The following is an 18,329-nucleotide window of genomic DNA, read 5'->3' as shown; positions in this document are numbered from 1 at the left end:
GCGCCGGTCACCCCCGGCGCCAGAACCCGCCCGACCTCTGTTCCTTCGGGGTCCGGACCTCCAGGGTCCAGTCGCCTTCGGCGGATTCCACCACCACCAGCAGGGGCCCCGCGGGCAGCGGCTCCCTGGATCTCGGGTGCTCGGCGGCCACGTTGGCGAGCGACGTGTAGTCGTGGTTGCCGCGGGTGGCCGGGCCGTAGCCCCGCACGCCGAAGTACTCGTGATCGGACACCGCGCGCAGTGTGCCGAGGAGCTCTCCGGCGGGCCCCGTGTGGAGCAGCACGTCCGCACCGCGCCCCTTGGCGCCGCGGCCGAGCTTCGCCACGGCGCTGCCCGGACGGATCGTGATCTTCCACTTGTTGTCCTCGTCGTCGACACGCAGGCGCAGCGGCACCTTGCCGTCGAACCACAGGACCGACCGGCCCTTGAAGTTCTTCAGGTTCGTGTTGGCGAGCGAGTAGCCGTACTTGTCGCCCTCTTCGAGGCTCTGCACGCAGAAATAGCCCTCGCCCCGCCGTTCGGTGTCGACCAGGAGGAGGCCGGGCGGCAGCGGCACGTCGACGGTGAAGACCTGACTGCCCTCGCCCTCCTTCGTGTACTCCGGGAAGTCCGCGCCGAAGAGCCGGCCGGGAGCAGAAGCACCGGCCGCCGGTGCGGGCACCTCGGACGCCGCCGGTGCGGGCAGCTCGGGCGCCGGGAGCTTGGTCACGCCCGGGAGGGGAGCGGGCTCGGACGGACGGGGTGCCTCGACCGGCGCCTCGACCGGGTCATCGCCCACGATGCCGAAGTCCTCGGCGAGGCCGACGAGGCCGGAGGCGTACCCCTGGCCGACCGCGCGGAACTTCCACGCCCCGTCGCGCCGGTAGAACTCGCCGAGCAGGAAGGCCGTCTCGGTGCTCGCGTCGTCGACCTCGTACAGCGCGAGCTGCTCGCCGGTGGCGGCGCTGACCGTCCGGATGTGGAGGCCCGGCACCTGACCGAACGTCCCGTGCTCGCTGGACGCGGTGATCACGATGCGCTGGACGTCGGGCTCGACGCGCTCGGTGTCGATCTCCAGCCAGTCGGCGACCCGCCGCTCCCCGTCCCGCACCTGCCCGGTCAGGCGCACCGCGCCGGACGCGTGCACCGGCTGGTTGTAGAAGACCAGGTCGCCGTCGCCCCTGACCCTGCCCGAGGCGTCGAGCAGCAGGGCCGAGGCGTCGACCTCCGGCACCCCGTCACCGGCGTCCCGCCGGACGACCGCGATCCGCCACGCCTGCCCGGGGACCGGCAGGTTTCCCCCCTTGACGATCTCTGTCACGGCGCCATGCTGACACGCGCCGACGGGGGGTGCCCAGTAGTTGTCAGGTCCCGGAAGCCGTGGTCGGTCGTGCTAGAAACCGAGCTTCCGCAGCTGCTTCGGGTCGCGCTGCCAGTCCTTCGCGACCTTGACGTGGAGGTCGAGGAAGACCGGGGTGCCGAGGAGGGCCTCGATGTGCTTGCGGGACTTCATGCCGACCTCCTTGAGGCGGCTGCCCTTCGGGCCGATGATGATGCCCTTCTGGCTGGGGCGCTCGATGTACACGTTGGCGTGGATGTCGAGCAGCGGCCGGTCCGCCGGGCGGTTCTCGCGCGGGATCATCTCCTCGACGACCACCGCGATCGAGTGCGGCAGCTCGTCCCGTACGCCTTCGAGCGCGGCCTCGCGGATCAGCTCCGCGACCATGACCTGCTCCGGCTCGTCCGTGAGGTCGCCCTCCGGGTAGAGCGGCGGGGACTCGGGCAGCAGCGGGATGAGCAGGTCGGCGACGAGCTGGACCTGCTTGTCGCCGACGGCCGAGACCGGGACGATCTGCTGCCACTCGAAGCCCAGCTCCTTGCCGAGCTGGTCGATCGCGATGAGCTGCTCGGCGAGCGTCTTGGAGTCGACCAGGTCGGTCTTGGTGACGATCGCGACCTTCGGGGTCTTCTTGATCTCGGCGAGTTCCTTGGCGATGAACCGGTCGCCTGGGCCGAGCTTCTGGTCGGCGGGCAGGCAGAAGCCGATCACGTCGACCTCGGCCCAGGTGGTGCGCACGACGTCGTTGAGCCGCTCGCCGAGGAGGGTGCGCGGCTTGTGGAGGCCGGGGGTGTCGACCAGGATCAGCTGCGCGTCCGGGCGGTGGACGATGCCGCGGACGGTGTGCCGGGTGGTCTGCGGCCGGTTCGAGGTGATGGCCACCTTCTGGCCGACCAGAGCGTTCGTGAGTGTGGACTTGCCCGCGTTGGGGCGGCCGACGAAGCAGGCGAAGCCGGCCCGGTGGACGGCTTCGGTTTCAGGGTTGCGAGCGCTCATGGGGGCCATTGTCCCCGATGAGCGCCCGCCTCACGCACTCAGGACGTCCCGGGGCCCGCCTCAGGCCTCGCCCAGGGCCCGGCGGCGCCGCATCCGAAGGCCGAAGTACCCGGTCACGGTCGCGACGAGGAGGGTCGCTCCGGCCAGCCAGGGCAGGGCCGTGAAGGACACGGTGCCGGTCTCCTTCACGTCCTTCGCGCTGGCGGTCAGCGTCACGTCGCCCCAGTCGAACTGCGGGGAGCCGTCCCACCGCTCGGTGAGCCGGATCTTCTGGCGGGGCAGCAGCTCGGAGGGCACCTTCGCCAGGTCGCGGTCGAGGAGGGTGCGGCCGAAGAGCCCCTCGGCCTTCAGGACGACCTTGGGGTTGAGGGTGACGTTGCCCCGGTTGTGGAGGGTGTACGAGACGAGGGCGCTGCTCGCGCCGGTGCCGGGGACGAGGGGCCGGTCCTGGTCGAGGGTGACGTCCTCGACGGCGAGGGCGGGGACGGTCGGTCCGTTGACCCGGAGGTAGACGCGGGCGCCGACCGCGCGCTGCACGCCGACGGCGACGGAGCCCTTCCCGCTCGGGCTGATCCGCTCGTCGAGGGCGACGAGGGCGCCGGGGTGGTCGCCGGGGTCGGCGTCGGCGGGGACGGTCAGGGTGTACGGGACGGTGACGGCGGAGCGCGGCGGGACGGTGACCCGGGTCTGCCGGGGCTTGATCCAGGCGCCGGCCCCGGTCTGCTTCTCCGCCTGCGTGCGGATGGCGAAGCCACCGTCCCGGTCGGTGTTGTAGGCGTCGGCGCCGTACAGCCGGAAGGTGAGCGGGGCGGCCGTCTTGTTGGTGACGGTGACGCGCTCGGTGAGCGAGGTGCCGGGGTCGACGGAGAGGTAGAAGTACGGGCGGCTGCCGAGCTTCGCGGCGGCCGGGTAGACGGCCCACTCGCCGTTCTCGGCGGCGGCGGCCCGCGGTGCGGCGCCCAGGAGCACGAGGAGCGCGCCCAGGAGGAGCGGCAGGGAGAGCGGCAGGAGGACGTACGGCTTGCTGCGCACGGTGCGGAGAACCCCCGGGTGCGGAGCGGGCCGGCCGGGGGTCGCCCGGCCGGCCCGCCGGGTGGTCAGGACAGGGTCAGCGTCAGCACGCCCGCGTACGAGCCGGGCGCGGTGAACGCCGGGACGTCGAGGGAGAGCTTGGCGTCGACGGTGAACTCGCCGCCCGTGAGGGTGCCGTTCGGCGTGGAGGCGAGGGTCGCGCCGCCGCTGCCGACGGGACCGGCCGAGCCGGCCGCGCAGGTGCTGGGGCTGCCGGCCTTGGCGGTGCAGGCAGGGGTCCAGCTGAGGTTCCCGGCGCCGATGGCTCCGCCGGGGCCGGTGAAGTCGGTGACCTTGCCGGTGAGGGACCAGCCCGCGGGGCCGCCGCGGAAGTCCTTGACCGTGACCGTCTTCAGGTCGCCGGTGGCCGCGCCGCCCTGACCGAAGTCGACCGAGGTCAGCTCGACGGCGTCACCGGCCTGGCTCATGGACAGCTCGCCCGCCGTGACGGCCGCGGTGATCGTCTGGCTGTTCGGCGGGGCCGGTACGACGACCTTGTACGCGACGGGTCCGGCGCCCTTCTCCGGGTCCCAGGCCGCGCCCTCGTACGCCACGACACCGGTGGTCGCCGGGTCGTTGACCTTCAGTCGCGCGGCGAAGCCGCCCTCGCTGTCGGTCGTGACGGTCATCCTGTCCGCGGTCTCCGCGCCGCCGGCGCGGCCGACGACGGTGACCTCGGCGAGCGGGGTGAACTTGGCGCCGGTGACGGTCACCCGGACCCCGGGGTCGCCCGAGGCGCTGTCGAGCTGGAGCGTCCGGGTGTTGGGGCTGGTGACGGGGCTCGCGACGACCGTCTCGGAGACCGGGGCGGGCGGGTTGAGCACCGTACAGGGGGTGTCCAGCTCCATGAGGTAGCTGGTGTGGATGTTGTAGTCGCCCGGCGAGAGGGTGATCGATCCGGCCTCGGTGACCGTGAAGGTGCCGGTCATGGAGAAGGCCGGGAAGGTGCCCTTGCCCGGGATGGGCGGGTTCTTCTTGGGTCCCGTGACGTTGACCGCGCCGGTCTGGGCGCCGCCGAGGACGACCTTGCCGCTCGGGGTCATGATGTCGGCCGGGAGCGCGAGGTCGACGGGGTTCGACGCGGCGGGCTTGGTGATCGTGTAGGTCACCGTGACCGTGTCGCCGACCTTGGGCGCCGCCTTGTCGACCGTGATCTCGGCGGTCGTGGTGCCCGTGATGGGCGGGATGCCGGCGATCGGCGGCGGGACGCAGCGGGTCTGGAACTCCACCGGGGTGGCGGTGGTGGTCGCGTGGGCCGGAGCGGCGATGGCGCCGCCGGTGGCGACCGCGAGGGCGGTCGCGCCGAGAACGGCGGTCCAGCGCCGTCTTCGGGTCGCCGCCCTTGATCGGGTGAATGCCATGTGTGGGCCCCCTCCTGAGGGATGAGAGGGCGCCATTGACGGCTGCGGGCCGAGAGAAGTCAATGGAATCGAAAACCATCGACTGATGACCCATCAGATTCTGTCAAGATCACCACATGTCCGGCATTTGCCCAGGTCACGCCAGAGACCGGTGCCGCCGTCGGCGACACCGGTCAGGGGTGGGGCAGGGCTCAGCTGAACACGAACGGGCCCGGCGTCTGCGAGGTCACGGCGTCGCAGTTCACCGTGACCCCGAAGATCACCATCTTCAGGGCGACACCCGCGAAGTACGAGTTGAGGCTGTCGCCCGAGGCCACGGTCCCGCTCAGGGGGCCGATGGTGACGGGCTGCCCGGCGCCGACCGCCGGGTTCTTCTTCCCGGTGAAGACCCGGGTGCCGCCGCCCGCCTTGGCCAGGGTCAGCGTGGCGTTGATCTGGTCGGCGCCGACCGAGATCGGCGTCGTGACGGCCGTGCTGATCGTCATGGTCGCGGACGTGCCGCTCTGGGTCGCGGTGATGTTGGCGGTGCCGCCGCCCCAGCTGCCGCAGTCGTACTGGGCCGACGCGGACCCCGGCGAGACGGCTCCGGCCGTCGGGGCGAAGGCGAGGCCGGCGGCGGCGAGTGCTCCGGTGAGTACCGCGACCGTCCCTAAGGTGCTTCTGCTTCTCATGGCGAGTTCGAACCCCTTCCGATGACGAACGCAGGGGTGCGGGCGCTGCGTGAACGGCGAACATCTGACGGTCCGTCTGGCGAACCGATGCTCATTGAGACGCAGACCGCCGGGGAAGGCAAGAGAAGTTGCGGTGATCCTTCACAAACGCGCAAGGGCCCGGCACCACGGCCGGGCCCTCGATGTCCTGTCGCCGCCGCCTCGGGGGGCGATGTCCTGATGTCGCCCCCTCGGGAGCGATGCCCCGATGTCGCCCCCTCGGAGAGCGACGCCCCGTCGCCTCTCGGGGACGGCCGGGGTTCAGCCCGCGGTGACGGCCGCGCGCAGCTGCCCGTCGGGACCGGCGAGCAGCACCGGCGTCTCCGGGCCGCCGAGGTCCCGTACGGCCGCGCGGTCCTCCGCCGAGGCCGCCCCGGCGTTCGACACGACGGCCGCCGCCTCCAGGGACTGGGCGCCGCTGGCCACCGCCATCGCCACCGCGGTCTGCAGCGCGCTCAGCTTGAGCGACTCCAGCTCCACGGTCCCCGCCACGTACGTCCGCCCGGTCTCGTCCCGTACGGCCGCCCCCTCGGGCACGCCGTTGCGCGCGCGGGCGCTGCGCGCCAAGGTGATGATCTTGAGGTCCTCGGCGCCGAGGTCGCCGTGCTCGCTGCTGAGTGTCATGGCCCGAGCATAGGTCGGAGCCCGCGGACGGCAGCTCGCCGTCTCACGCCACGGCCCCGCGGGTCTCAGCCCGCGACCGGGTACATCGCCCCGCGCCGCCCCTCCGGGGAGACCAGCCACTCCGGCTTCGCCGCCCTCGCGACCACGGGCGGGGACCTGTACGGGGGTGTCCGCACGGTCCTCGCCCTGGACGCGGCGATCGTCCTCGGTACGGCGGTGCTCGTCGCCCTCGGTCTGCGGCGCCGCTCCTGAGTCAGGGGCGGTCGAGGCGGAGCCGTACCGCCTTCGGCAGACCGGCGACGACGAGGTCGTACGAGTCCTCGACGAGCTCCCGGACCATCCGGTCCGGGAGCTCTCCGACGGTCACGGTGTTCCAGTGCCGCTTGTTCATGTGGTAGCCGGGGGCGACGGCGGGGTGCTCCGCGCGGAGCCGTACCGCCTCGTCCGGGTCGCACTTGAGGTTGATCTTCAGTGGGTCCCCGTCGAGCCACGACAGCGCGAACATCTTCCCGGCGACCTTGAAGACGGAGGTGTCCGGCCCGAAGGGGAACTCCTCCGAGGCGTCGTTGAAGTCCAGGCAGAGCGTGCGCAGCTCGTCGGGGGTCATGCCGCCTCGTCCTCCGGTTCCAGGGGTTCCACCAGCACGGTGACGATCTTGTTCCGGCGGCCGGCCGGGGCCTCCGCGGTGAGCCGCAGCGAGCGCCCGTCGGGCAGCTCCACGACGGCCTTCGCGCCCGCGATCGGGACGCGGCCGAGGGCCTTGGCGAGCAGTCCGCCGACGGTCTCCACGTCCTCGTCGTCGTACTCGTCGGGGCCCAGGCCGTACAGCTCGCCGAGGTCCCCGATGTCGAGCCGGGCGGTGACGCGGTGGCGGCCCTCGCCCAGGTCCTGGACGGGCGGCAGCTCCCGGTCGTACTCGTCGGTGATCTCGCCGACGATCTCCTCCAGGATGTCCTCGATGGTGACGATGCCGGCCGTGCCGCCGTACTCGTCGATGACGACGGCGACGTGGTTGCGCTCCTGCTGCATCTCGCGCAGCAGGTCGCCGGCGTTCTTGGTGTCGGGGACGAAGGCGGCGGCCCGCATCGCGGTCGACACGAGGTCGGCCTCGGAGTCGCGGTTGATGTGCGTCTTCCGGACGAGGTCCTTCAGGTACACGATGCCGACGATGTCGTCCTCGTTCTCGCCGGTCACCGGGATCCGGGAGAAGCCGGAGCGCAGCGCGAGCGTGAGGGCCTGACGGATCGTCTTGTACCGCTCGATGCAGATGAGGTCGGTGCGCGGCACCATGACCTCCCGCACGAGCGTGTCGCCCAGCTCGAAGACGGAGTGCACCATGCGGCGCTCCTCGTCCTCGATGAGCGACTCCTGCTCGGCGAGGTCGACCATGGCCCGCAGCTCGGCCTCGGAGGCGAAGGGGCCCTTGCGGAAGCCCTTGCCCGGGGTGAGCGCGTTGCCGATGAGGATCAGGAGCTGCGGGATCGGCCCCATGATCCGGGCCAGCGGCAGCAGGACGTACGCGGCGGCCGTCGCCGTGTTCAGCGGGTGCTGGCGGCCGATGGTGCGCGGCGAGACGCCGACGGCGACGTACGAGACGAGGACCATCACGACGATCGCGACGAGCAGCGCCTCCCAGGTCTCCGGGAAGGCTTCGAGGCAGGCGTACGTGACGAGGACGCCGGCCGCCATCTCGCAGGCGACGCGGACGAGCAGCGCCACGTTGAGATAGCGGGTCGGGTCTGCGGCGACCTGGGAGAGCTTCTCGGCCCCGCGCCGCCCGGACCGGACGGCCTCGGCGGCGCGGAAACTGGAGACGCGGGCGAGGCCGGCCTCGGCGCAGGCGGCGAGCCAGGCGACGACGACCAGCGCGACCGCGCCGAGGATCAGCGAGACGTCCATCCGGGTCAGGAGACGGTCGGAGCGGGGGACGGGCCGGTGAGGCCCTTCTCCGCGCGCCAGCCGTCGACGATCGCCGCCTGGAGGCCGAACATCTCGGCCTTCTCCTCGGGCTCCTCGTGGTCGTACCCGAGGAGGTGGAGCACGCCGTGGACCGTGAGGAGCTGGAGCTCCTCGTCCATGGAGTGCTCCGTCGGCGCGTCCTTGCCCTGCTGGGTGGCGACCTCGGGGCAGAGCACGATGTCGCCCAGGAGCCCCTGCGGGGGCTCCTGGTCGTCCTTGGCCGGCGGACGGAGCTCGTCCATCGGGAAGGACATGACGTCCGTCGGCCCGGGCAGGTCCATCCACTGGATGTGGAGCTGCTCCATGGCGTCCGCGTCCACGACGATCACCGAGAGCTCGGAGAGCGGGTGGATGCGCATGCGCGCGAGCGCGTAGCGGGCGATGTCGAGGATCGCCTGCTCGTCGACCTCGGTACCGGACTCGTTGTTGACGTCGATCGACATGGTGCTTTTTTGCTACTTCCCGTTGCGGCCGTTGCGGCTGTCGTACTGCTCGTACGCGTCGACGATACGGCCGACGAGCTTGTGCCGGACGACATCCTGCGACGTGAGCGTCGAGAAGTGGACGTCCGGGACGCCGTCCAGGATGTCGCGGACCTGACGAAGACCGCTCTTCGTGCCGTTCGGCAGGTCGACCTGGGTGACGTCACCGGTGATGACGATCTTCGAGTCGAAGCCGAGACGGGTGAGGAACATCTTCATCTGCTCGGGGTTCGTGTTCTGCGCCTCGTCGAGGATGATGAACGCGTCGTTGAGCGTCCTGCCTCGCATGTAGGCCAGCGGCGCGACCTCGATCGTCCCGTTCGTCATGAGCTTGGGGATCGAGTCGGGGTCGAGCATGTCGTGCAGCGCGTCGTAGAGCGGCCGCAGGTAGGGGTCGATCTTCTCGTAGAGCGTGCCCGGCAGGAAGCCGAGCCGCTCGCCCGCCTCGACGGCGGGCCGGGTGAGGATGATCCGGGTGACCTGCTTGGACTGCAGGGCCTGGACCGCCTTGGCCATGGCGAGGTAGGTCTTGCCCGTACCGGCGGGGCCGATGCCGAAGACGATCGTGTGCTTGTCGATGGCGTCGACGTACCGCTTCTGGTTGAGCGTCTTGGGGCGGATCGTGCGGCCCCGGCTGGAGAGGATGTTCTGCGTGAGCACCTCTGCGGGGGTCTCGCCGCCGCCGTCCGCCGATCCGTCGTCGCTCGCCCTGAGCATGGCGATCGAGCGTTCCACTGCGTCCTCCGTCATCGGCTGACCGGTGCGGAGCACCAGCATCATCTCGTCGAACAGGCGCTGTATCAGGGCGACTTCCGCCGCGTCCCCGACCGCGCTGACCTGATTGCCCCGGACATGGATGTCGGCCCGCGGGAAGGACTTCTCGATGACGCGGAGCAGCGCGTCACCGGAGCCCAGGAGGCTCACCATCGGATGCTTGGCGGGGACGGTGAACTGGGCACGGGCCTGGTCGGACGTCCCGTCGAGGGACGCTCCGTCATGGGCTGTGGGTGTCTGAGTCATGGGCCGGCACTGTGGCCTGCGCATACCTCCCGTTGCGGGGTTCTCGCTGCTCGACAACCTCTCGGGTTACCAGCCTACGACCTGGCGGCGACGGCCCGAAGGGATTTACGAAGCGGCCGCACGGAAGCCGATCGTGGGCACGGCCCGGCGCAGCGGCCAGGCGCGCGCGGGGGCCGGAAGGAGTCGCTCCAGGAAGGCGTACCGGCCGCGCAGGGCCTCCGGGTCCTGCTGGGCGTGGCCCTGGACGTGCTGCCACCAGGCGGCGATCTCGCCCCAGGTGGGGGCGGAGAGCGAGCCGCCGAACTCCTGGACGGAGAGGGCGGCGGTGAGGCCCGCGAAGGCGAGCCGGTCGGCGAGGGGCCAGTCGGCGAGGGTGCCGGTGACGAATCCGGCGACGAAGACGTCCCCGGCGCCGGTCGGGTCGAGGGCGGAGACCTGGATGGCGGGGACCTCGGCGGTCTCGCCGGTGGCGCCGTCGACGGCGTAGGCGCCCTCGGCACCGAGGGTGACCACGGCGTAGCGGACCTTGTCGGCGAGGGCGCGGGCGGCGGCCCGGGGGCAGTCGGTGCGGGTGTACCGCATGGCCTCGGCGGCGTTGGGCAGGAAGGCCTCGCAGTGCTCCAGGTCCGTGAGGCCCGCCAGGTCCCAGCGGCCGGTGTCGTCCCAGCCGACGTCGGCGAAGACCTTGGCGCCGCCGCGCGCGGCCTGAGCGACCCACTCCTCGCTGCGCCCGGGGACGAGGGAGGCGACGGCGGCGCGGGCGTGCGGCGGGTAGGCGGGCAGGGCGCCGTCGAGCGGCGGGGCCTCGTGGCCGTGGGAGACCATGGTCCGCTCGCCCTCGTAGGCCATGGAGACGGTGACCGGGGAGTGCCAGCCGGGGACGGTGCGGGAGAGCGTCAGGTCGATGCCCTCGCCCTGCTCCAGGGCGTCCCAGCAGTACTCGCCGTAGTGGTCGTCGCCGAAGGCGGCGGCGAGGGAGGTGCGCAGACCGAGGCGGGCGAGGGCGGTGGCCATGTTGGCGACGCCGCCGGGGCTGGAGCCCATGCCGCGGGCCCAGGACTCGGTGCCGCGGACGGGGGCGCTGTCGAGGCCGGTGAAGATGATGTCGAGGAAGACGGTGCCGGTCAGGAAGACGTCGCAGCTGGGGTCGGTGGGCTCGCGCAGGCACACCAACGGGTCGACCCCGGCGTCGTGTTGCGGCTGGTCTCCCCTTGCTGTGCTCACGGCGGCTCCCCGAACGTGGTGCGGATCAGTTCAGTGTGCCCGATGAGGACCAGGTGACGGGTGGGACGCACGAGGAAGCTCGACCGTTACCCGGAAACCGGCACGCCAAACCGATGGTGACCCGGATCACACACATTACTCCCGGACATCTCCTTCTCGGACAACTCACCTGCTTGATACACATGGTTCCGCGACCCCGTGCCCCGCGCACCATCGGGCGCTCCACCCTCCCTTTTCGTTCCCGGGAACGCCCATGTCGTCGCGGCCTCGCGGCTCGGGGGCCCTCGTCGCCCTCGTCGCCCTCTTCACCGCCGGTTACCTCGCCCCGTACCTGCTGCCGACCGTCGTCGGCCGCCTCGCCTCGGGGCTCGGCATCGGCCCCTCCCAGGCGGGCCTGATCGGCTCCGTCCTGCTGCTCGGCTCCTCCACCGCCGGATTCACCCTCGCCGCGCGCGGGGAGCGGATCGGCCCCCGCACGGCGGCCCGCGCGGGCCTCCTGGCCATGGCGGTCGGGTACGGCTCCGCCGCCGCGACCCACTCCGTGCCGCTGGTGGTCGCCGGCGCCGTCCTCGGCGGCCTCGGCTCGGGCACGGCGACCGCGGTCGCCGCGGCCGGGATCGCCGGACAGCCCGACCCGCACCGGGCCTCGTCCCTGGGTCTGCTCACGGTCTCGGCGACCGCGGGCGCCCTCTACCTCACGCTGCCGCACCTGAGCGCCGGGCACGCGCCCCCGCTGCTCGCCATCGCCTGCGCGGCGGCCCTGGTGTGGCCGCTGACGGCCCGGCTGCCCGGGGCGTCACGTGCGGGCTCCGGGCTCGGCCGCCCGGATGCGGCCGCCGCCCCCGCCGGCCCGCTGCCCCACCGCCGGGCCGGGGCCGTGCTCGCCGCGGGCATCCTGTGCTGGTCCCTCGCCCAGAACGCGCTCTGGGGCGTCAGCGGCCGGATCGGGCTCACCCAGGCCGGCCTCTCCGAGGTCGCCGTCGGCGCCGTCTTCGCGGCGGCGCTGGGCGCGGGACTCGTCGGGGTCACGGCGGCGGGCGCGCTCGGCTCGCGCCTCGGCCGGGCGGTGCCGATCGGGGTGGGCACCGCCGTCATCGCTGCCTGCGTGCTCCTGAGCTCGGCCGCCGGGAGCCTGGCCTCCTTCGCGACCGGCGAGATCCTGTGGAACGCCGTCTATCCGGTCGTCCTCTCGTACCTCCTGGGCCTGGCCGCCTCCCTCGACCCGCGCGGCCGCTGGGCCGTCCTGGTCGGCTCGGCCTCCTCCCTGGGCGTGGCCTGCGGCCCCGTCGTCGGCAGCCTGCTCTCGGAGAGCGCCGGGTACACGGGCATGGGCGTGGTCCTCTGCTCCCTGCTCCTCCTCGTCGCGGTGCCCATGACGGCCGTGGCCCGCCACGCCTCCGGCCGGCCGCTCGTCCCGGGCTCCGTCCGGCGCCGCGGCGGCGCCCCCGCCGCCGTCCTCGCGGGCACGGCCTCGGCCTCCTCCGCGCTCGTCCCGCAGATGGGCGCCCCGGAACAGCCGGTGACCGAGTTCCCCGTCCCCTCGGCCCGTCGCCGTACGGCGAAGTCGGCCTTCCGCCTGGCGCGGCCCTCGGACCGCGGGTAGCGACGGTTCCGCCCTCCGCCACCTGCGGTGATCCTCCCGCGGCGGATCTGCCTGTCGGGTGATATGAGCGCCACTCACCCGACTTCTTCGTGCGATCCGCCAATACGGCGTCCGGAAGGGGCGGGCGCAGACTCACTGCCACGACCACCGCCGGCCAACCCTCCTGTTCCGGAGGGCTGTTCGGCGTGGCCGCCCACAGGACGACGACACGTAGATGGGGGAAGCACGTGAGCGTGCAGGACCAGTACGACGCGATCGGCGAGGCCTTCGAGGGATTCAAGTCCCTGCCGCTGATGCGCTACGGCGAGGTGCCCAGCTTCCTGGGCCTGGTGGGGGACGTGACCGGGAAGTCGGTCCTCGACCTGGCGTGCGGCACCGGCTTCTACAGCAGGGAGTTCAAGCGGCGCGGCGCCGCCGAGGTCTTCGGCGTGGACATCTCCGTCGAGATGATCGCCGCCGCCCGGGAGATCGACGCGCGGGACCCGCTGGGCGTCTCGTACGAGGTCGGCGACGTGGCCGAACTGCGGACCCTCGACCGGCGCTACGACATCGCGCTCGGCGTGCAGTGTCTCAACTACGCCGGGGACATCGCGGAGATGGAACGGATGTGCGCCAACATCCACCGGAGCCTGGTGCCGGGCGGGGAGTTCTTCCTGCTCGTCCAGAAGCCCGACTACCGGTTCGACGGCCCGCCGCTGGACAAGTACGGCTTCGTCTGCGAGGCGACCGACGAGGTGATCGAGACGGGCGTCCGGGGGCGGCTCACGGCCCTCCTCCCGGAGCCGATCACCATCATCACCACGTGCCCGCGCCGCGAGGTCTACGAGCACTGCCTGAAGACGGCCGGGTTCGGCGCGCTGGAGTGGGTGCCGCTGTCGGTGTCCGAGTCCGGTGTCCGCGAGTACGGCGAGGAGTTCTGGGCGGACCTCCGCTCCAACCCGCCGCTGGAGCTGCTCCGCTGCCGCGCCTGAGCGGGTCCGGCCCGACACGGTCCGGTCCGCGCGGCCGCCCGCCGGGGGGCGGGGCGGCCGCGCGGGCCGGCCGGGACTACTCGGCTCCGAAGTCGTAGGCCTCGACCGCCGCGAGGTACCGGGCCCGGCGGGGCTCGTCGTCCTCCAGGAAGGAGGCCTCGAAGGAGTTGCGGGCGAGGGCCCGGAGCTGCTCCGGCTCCAGGGCCAGGGCGGCCTCCACCGCGTCGAAGTTGTCGCCCGCGTAGCCGCCGAAGTAGGCCGGGTCGTCGGAGTTCACCGTCACCAGCAGGCCCGCCTCCATCATCGCGCGGAGCGGGTGGTCGGCGAGGGTGTCGATGACGCGGAGCCGGACGTTCGACAGGGGGCAGAGCGTCAGCGGCACCCGCTCGCGGGCCAGCCGGACGACCAGCTCCGGGTCCTCCATGCAGCGCAGGCCGTGGTCGATCCGCTCCACGCCGAGGACGTCGAGGGCCTCGCGGACGTACGCCGCGGGACCCTCCTCGCCCGCGTGGGCGACGCGGCGCAGCCCGAGCCGGGCGGCCTCCTCGTACACCTCGCGGAACTTCGCCGGCGGGTGGCCGACCTCCGCCGAGTCCAGACCGACGCCGGTGATCCGGTGCAGGTACGGCTTCGCGGCCTCCAGCGTGGCCAGGGCCGACTCGGCGGACTCGTCGCGCAGGAAGCACAGGATGAGCCGGGTCGAGATCCCGTACCGCTCCTCGGACCGGTCGAGGGGTGCCCCGAGGCCCTCGATCACGGTGCCGATCGGGACGCCGCGGGCGGTGTGGGCCTGCGGGTCGAAGAAGATCTCGGCATGCCGGACGCCCTGGGCCGCGGCCCGCTCCAGATAGGCGTCGGCGAGCTCGGTGAAGTCCTCGGCGGTGCGCAGGACCGCCATCAGGCCGTAGTAGAGGTCCAGGAAGGACTGGAGGTCGCTGAACTCGTACGCCTCGCGCAGGGCGGTGGTGTCCGCGTACGGCAGGGTGACGCCGTTGCGCGCGGCGAGCGCGAAGGCCAGCTCGGGTTCGAGGGTGCCTTCGATGTGGAGGTGCAGTTCGGCCTTGGGGAGGCCCACCGGGAGGTGCATGGGTGGTGCTCTATCTCTTCGGTACGGGGACCCTCATGAGGTCCTGGGCAATGCTCAGTTCGCCGTCGAACCCGGCCGCCCGCGCCTGCCGCTCGAACTCGCCCGGGTCGCTGTAGCGCTGGGAGAAGTGCGTCAGGACGAGGTGCCGCACGCCCGCGTCGCGCGCGACGGCCGCCGCCTGTCCGGCCGTCAGATGGCCGTGGTCCGTGGCGAGCCGGACGTCCTCATCGAGGAAGGTCGACTCGATGACCAGCATGTCGGCGCCCTCGGCGAGCGCGTGCACCCCGTCGCAGAGGCGGGTGTCCATGACGAACGCGAAGCGCTGGCCGCGCCGGACCTCGCTGACCTCGTCGAGGGAGACGCCGTTCAGGCCGCCCTCCCGCTGGATCCGGCCCACGTCGGGGCCCTTGATGCCGTACGCGGCGAGCTTCTCGGGCAGGATCCGGCGCCCGTCGGGCTCGATGACCCGGTAGCCGTACGACTCGACGGGGTGCGAGAGCCTGCGCGCGTCCAGGGTGAACGCCTCCGTGACCGCGAGCGGCCCGTCGGCGGCGACCGGCGACTCGGTCAGCTTCACGGTCTCGCGGTAGGCCGTGGCGTACCGCAGCCGCTCGAAGAAGTGCTGCCCGCTCGCCGGGTAGTGGGCGGTGACCGGGTGCGGGACCTGGTCGAGGTTGATCCGCTGGATCACCCCGGCCAGGCCGAGCGAGTGGTCGCCGTGGAAGTGCGTCACGCAGATCCGGTCGAGGTCGTGCGCGGCGACCCCGGCCCGCAGCATCTGGCGCTGGGTGCCCTCGCCCGGATCGAAGAGGATGCCCCGGCCGTCCCAGCGCAGCAGGTAGCCGTTGTGGTTGCGGTGCCGGGTCGGGACCTGGCTCGCGGTCCCGAGGACGACCAGTTCGCGTACGGACACGGCTTAGCCGGGAGGCCAGTTGAGGCCGCGGCCGCCCAGCACGTGCGCGTGGGCGTGGAAGACGGTCTGGCCCGCGCCGGCGCCGGTGTTGAAGACGATCCGGAAGCCGTGGCCGTCGACCTTGTCCTGGGCGGCGACCTCGCCGGCCTCACGCAGTATGTCGGCGGCGACGGTCGGCGCGGCGGCGGCCAGCGAGGCGGCGTCCGGGTAGTGGAGGCGCGGGATGACCAGGACGTGCGTCGGCGCCTGCGGGTTGATGTCGCGGAACGCGACGGTCGTCTCCGTCTCGCGCACGATCGTCGCCGGCACCTCCCCTGCCACGATCTTGCAGAACAGGCAGTCGCTCTGCGGCTCTCCGGCCATGGCCCGGGCCTCCTCGCCTCTGTGGTGTCGGGTGCGGACAGGGGTCCGCACCACCAGGAATGCTATCGGCCGCCGCCGGCAGGATCGCGACCCACGGCCGTCCGCCCGATCAGTCCTTGGGCGCGCGGCGGTTCAGGGCCGAGCGGCTCACCCAGTACGTGACGATCACGCCCCAGAACAGGGGCGTGCCGAATCCGCTCACCACCCCCGAGTCGAAGGACCACAGGGCGAGCGCGGCGAGCGAGTAGAGCCCGAGGAGCCCGACGGCCCCGGCCATGAACAGCACGGGACGGCAGTTGCGCGCCACGAGGAGCAGGGGGCGGCGCAGCCGCGGCGGCACCCGGCGGGCCATCCAGACCGCCCACCCGGCCCAGGCGCCCAGGAGCACGGCGCCGCCGAGCAGAAGGGGGACGGCCGCGTCGGACCAGCCCGCGCCGACCGGGATCCAGGCGATCGCCACGGCGGAGGCGATGAAGCCGAGGAGGGCCACCCAGCGGGCGCCGGCCGCCGTGTTCCAGGCCATGGCCTCCAGGTTGTAGCGGGCCTTGCGGTCGTCGAGGTCGAGCGCGGCGGAGGCCACGAAGCCCTCGGCGGCCTGCGTCCAGGCCCCGCGCCGGAACCAGCGGCGGCGCAGCCGCAGCAGCGAGAGGTTGTTGTGGGCCTCGCTGCTCTGCGGGTTGAGCCGCAGGGCCGTCTCGTACGCCCGCTGTGCGGTGGCGTGGTCGCCCCGGCGCTGGGCGGTCAGGCCCACCAGGAAGTGCGCCGCGTCCTCCTCGGGGCCGAGGGCGACGGCGGCCCGCGCCGCCTCGTAGGCCTCGTGCGCGCGGCCGGGGGTGCGGGTGCGCTCGGCGTGCTCGGCGAGGGCCGTGCCGAGCGCGTAGTGGGTGCCCCAGTACTGCGGGGCGAGTTCGACGGCGTGCCGGGCGCTCGCCTCGGCGTCCGGGAACCGCTTCAGGGCCAGCAGGATCTGGACGCGCATCAGCCAGCCCATGAGCAGCTCGGGCTGGACGCGCAGCGCCTGTTCCACGGCGGCCAGGGCGGCCGGGGCGTCGCCGGCCCGGTGGTGGCAGCGGGCGAGCAGGACGAGGGCGTCGGCGTCCTCCGGGTCGGTCGCCAGGTGCTGGGCGACGAGGGCCCCGGCCTGCTCGAACCGTCCGGTGTCGTACAGCGCCTCGGCGCGCAGCAGCGCGGTCGGGGTGGTCACAGCTTCCGCTTCCGCTTCAGGTGGGCGAGGAGGTCGTCGTACAGCCCGCCCTCGTTCGCGAACATGGCGACGTTCCGCGCGGCGGCGAACCACGGCTCCGTGGACGGCTTGATCTGCTTGGCCGCGCCGAGGAGGTCCTTGGTGGTGATGAGGCGTACGGAGCCGGTGCGGGCGGAGTCGAGGAGCGCGGCCTCGGCGGCGGACTCGCAGAGGTGGGCGAGGTCGGCGCCGGAGAAGTCCTCGGTGACCTTGACGAGCTTGCCGAGGTCGACGGCCTCGATGGGGCGCTCGCGCAGGTGGTAGCGGAGGATCGCCTCCCGGGCGGTGGCGTCGGGCGGCAGCACGAGGAGCGTGCGGTCGAGGCGGCCGGGGCGGCGCAGCGCGATGTCCACGTCCCAGGGCACGTTGGTGGCGGCGAGCACGAAGACGCCTTCGTTCCCGGCGCCGCTCGCGATGCCGTCGAGCTCGGTGAGCAGCTGGTTGACGACGTTGCGCAGGCCGCTGTGGTGCGTGCGGGAGCGCTTGGCGCCGAGGGCGTCCAGCTCGTCGAGGAAGACGACGCAGGGGGCCTGGCGGCGGGCCGTCTCGAAGATGTCGTGGATGTTCTTCTCGGAGGCCCCGATCCACATGTCCAGGACGTCGGAGAGCGAGACCGTGAGGAAGTTCGCGCCGAGCTCGCCCGCGACGGCCCGGGCGATGAACGTCTTGCCGCAGCCGGGCGGCCCGTACAGGAGCAGGCCGCCGCGCAGCGACTTGCCGTACAGCCTTCGCAGTTCGGGATTGCGCATGGGCGCGAGGAAGGCTGCCTCCAGGCGGTCCTTGACCTCCTCCATGCCGCCGACGTCGGCGAGGCGTACGGCTCCGGGGGCGTCCACGTCCCAGGCGGCGGCGTCCCCGGCGAGGCCCTCGCCGCCCTCGGCCTGCGGGTCCTCCAGGAAGCGGGGACCGACGAGGTCCTGGACCTGCTGCTCGGCGGCGTCCCAGTCGAAGTCGGGGGCGGCGGCGGACTCCGCCGGGGCGGACGGGGCGGGCGCCTCGGGCTGCGCGGGCGCCGCCTCCGGCGCCGCGGGCTCCTCGGGCACGGGCGGCTGCACCGGCACGGGGCCCGGCTCCGGCACCGGACCCGAGGGCACGCCCATCGCCCGCATCATCAGCGCGCGGGCGTCCGCGTCCCCGGGCGCGTGCTGGAGGGCGACGGCCGCCTCCGCGACGGCCTCCTCGTTGCGCCCCTCGGAAAGGAGCAGCTCGGCGAAGTGGAGGCGCAGGGGCACGTCACCGGGCGCGGCGGCAACGGCGGTGCGCAGACTGCGGATCAGAGGGGACTCGTCGGCCATGCGGCCACCCTATGAAGGACCCGGGGGCGGCCGTCCACCGGGTTCCGGCAAAAACACGTCCGCACCCCGCCGGACGCGGGGGGACGCGG

The 18,329-nt window shown here is 72.8% G+C and carries 18 protein-coding genes; 2 read left to right on the top strand and 16 right to left on the bottom strand.

The window, feature by feature from the left end; genetic code table 11:
• Window positions 1-7 precede the first annotated feature (7 nt).
• The 11 genes from ACF08F_RS15740 to ACF08F_RS15690 form a co-directional block, all read right to left on the bottom strand.
• Window positions 8-1,300: a TerD family protein gene (locus ACF08F_RS15740; RefSeq protein ID WP_392299026.1), complete on the bottom strand. Its 1,293-nt coding sequence runs from the start codon at window positions 1,298-1,300 to the stop codon at window positions 8-10.
• Window positions 1,301-1,372: 72 nt separating this feature from the next.
• Window positions 1,373-2,323 carry a GTPase Era gene (era, locus tag ACF08F_RS15735; RefSeq protein ID WP_392299025.1) on the bottom strand — a complete coding sequence of 317 codons (951 nt, stop codon included), beginning with the start codon at window positions 2,321-2,323 and terminating at the stop codon, window positions 1,373-1,375.
• Window positions 2,324-2,374: 51 nt separating this feature from the next.
• On the bottom strand, window positions 2,375-3,346 hold the full coding sequence (locus ACF08F_RS15730; RefSeq protein ID WP_392299024.1) for a WxL protein peptidoglycan domain-containing protein: 972 nt from the start codon (window positions 3,344-3,346) through the stop codon (window positions 2,375-2,377).
• A 65-nt stretch (window positions 3,347-3,411) separates the two neighbouring features.
• On the bottom strand, window positions 3,412-4,746 hold the full coding sequence (locus ACF08F_RS15725; RefSeq protein WP_392299023.1) for a beta-xylosidase: 1,335 nt from the start codon (window positions 4,744-4,746) through the stop codon (window positions 3,412-3,414).
• 191 nt (window positions 4,747-4,937) lie between these two features.
• The gene (locus tag ACF08F_RS15720) at window positions 4,938-5,417 is read right to left on the bottom strand and encodes a hypothetical protein (RefSeq protein ID WP_392299022.1); all 480 of its coding nucleotides are present in this window, start codon (window positions 5,415-5,417) and stop codon (window positions 4,938-4,940) included.
• Between the two features lie 300 nt (window positions 5,418-5,717).
• Window positions 5,718-6,080, bottom strand: a complete 363-nt coding sequence (locus tag ACF08F_RS15715; protein ID WP_392299021.1) for a cytidine deaminase — start codon at window positions 6,078-6,080, stop codon at window positions 5,718-5,720.
• Window positions 6,081-6,333: 253 nt separating this feature from the next.
• The gene (locus tag ACF08F_RS15710) at window positions 6,334-6,687 is read right to left on the bottom strand and encodes an MmcQ/YjbR family DNA-binding protein (protein ID WP_392299020.1); all 354 of its coding nucleotides are present in this window, start codon (window positions 6,685-6,687) and stop codon (window positions 6,334-6,336) included.
• Window positions 6,684-7,979, bottom strand: coding sequence for a hemolysin family protein (locus ACF08F_RS15705; protein WP_392299019.1), 1,296 nt, complete (start codon window positions 7,977-7,979; stop codon window positions 6,684-6,686). Before ACF08F_RS15705 ends, ACF08F_RS15710 begins: the two co-directional genes overlap by 4 nt.
• 5 nt (window positions 7,980-7,984) lie before the next feature.
• Window positions 7,985-8,482 (bottom strand): rRNA maturation RNase YbeY, encoded by a 498-nt coding sequence (ybeY, locus tag ACF08F_RS15700; protein WP_392299018.1) that lies wholly within the window; start codon window positions 8,480-8,482, stop codon window positions 7,985-7,987.
• Window positions 8,483-8,494: 12 nt separating this feature from the next.
• Window positions 8,495-9,541, bottom strand: a complete 1,047-nt coding sequence (locus ACF08F_RS15695; protein ID WP_392299017.1) for a PhoH family protein — start codon at window positions 9,539-9,541, stop codon at window positions 8,495-8,497.
• A gap of 105 nt (window positions 9,542-9,646) precedes the next feature.
• Window positions 9,647-10,765, bottom strand: coding sequence for a carbohydrate kinase family protein (locus tag ACF08F_RS15690; RefSeq protein ID WP_392299016.1), 1,119 nt, complete (start codon window positions 10,763-10,765; stop codon window positions 9,647-9,649).
• A 253-nt stretch (window positions 10,766-11,018) separates the two neighbouring features.
• On the opposite strand from ACF08F_RS15690, the gene ACF08F_RS15685 reads away from it, so the two are divergent.
• Both ACF08F_RS15685 and ACF08F_RS15680 read left to right on the top strand, forming a co-directional pair.
• Window positions 11,019-12,368 (top strand): MFS transporter, encoded by a 1,350-nt coding sequence (locus ACF08F_RS15685; protein ID WP_392299015.1) that lies wholly within the window; start codon window positions 11,019-11,021, stop codon window positions 12,366-12,368.
• Window positions 12,369-12,595: 227 nt separating this feature from the next.
• Window positions 12,596-13,339: a class I SAM-dependent methyltransferase gene (locus ACF08F_RS15680; RefSeq protein ID WP_392299014.1), complete on the top strand. Its 744-nt coding sequence runs from the start codon at window positions 12,596-12,598 to the stop codon at window positions 13,337-13,339.
• 76 nt (window positions 13,340-13,415) lie between these two features.
• Here the strand turns inward: ACF08F_RS15680 and ACF08F_RS15675 are convergent, their stop codons facing one another.
• The 5 genes from ACF08F_RS15675 to ACF08F_RS15655 all read right to left on the bottom strand — a co-directional run bounded on the left by ACF08F_RS15675 (window position 13,416) and on the right by ACF08F_RS15655 (window position 18,240).
• Window positions 13,416-14,414: an adenosine deaminase gene (locus ACF08F_RS15675; protein ID WP_392299123.1), complete on the bottom strand. Its 999-nt coding sequence runs from the start codon at window positions 14,412-14,414 to the stop codon at window positions 13,416-13,418.
• A gap of 22 nt (window positions 14,415-14,436) precedes the next feature.
• A complete protein-coding gene (locus ACF08F_RS15670; protein ID WP_392299013.1) occupies window positions 14,437-15,339 on the bottom strand; it encodes a ribonuclease Z in 903 nt (300 codons plus the stop codon).
• Window positions 15,340-15,342: 3 nt separating this feature from the next.
• On the bottom strand, window positions 15,343-15,702 hold the full coding sequence (locus ACF08F_RS15665; RefSeq protein WP_392299012.1) for a histidine triad nucleotide-binding protein: 360 nt from the start codon (window positions 15,700-15,702) through the stop codon (window positions 15,343-15,345).
• A gap of 109 nt (window positions 15,703-15,811) precedes the next feature.
• Window positions 15,812-16,906, bottom strand: a complete 1,095-nt coding sequence (locus ACF08F_RS15660; RefSeq protein ID WP_392299011.1) for a tetratricopeptide repeat protein — start codon at window positions 16,904-16,906, stop codon at window positions 15,812-15,814.
• Complete coding sequence (locus ACF08F_RS15655; protein WP_392299010.1) at window positions 16,903-18,240, bottom strand: ATP-binding protein; 1,338 nt, start codon at window positions 18,238-18,240, stop codon at window positions 16,903-16,905. The genes ACF08F_RS15660 and ACF08F_RS15655 overlap by 4 nt, the downstream gene beginning before the upstream one ends.
• Window positions 18,241-18,329: the final 89 nt, after the last annotated feature.

The organism is Streptomyces sp. NPDC015130 (genome assembly GCF_043080005.1).
Lineage (GTDB): Bacteria > Actinomycetota > Actinomycetes > Streptomycetales > Streptomycetaceae > Streptomyces.
The sequence above is the reverse complement of the archived record's forward strand: the minus strand, read 5'-3'. Positions and strand labels throughout refer to the sequence as shown.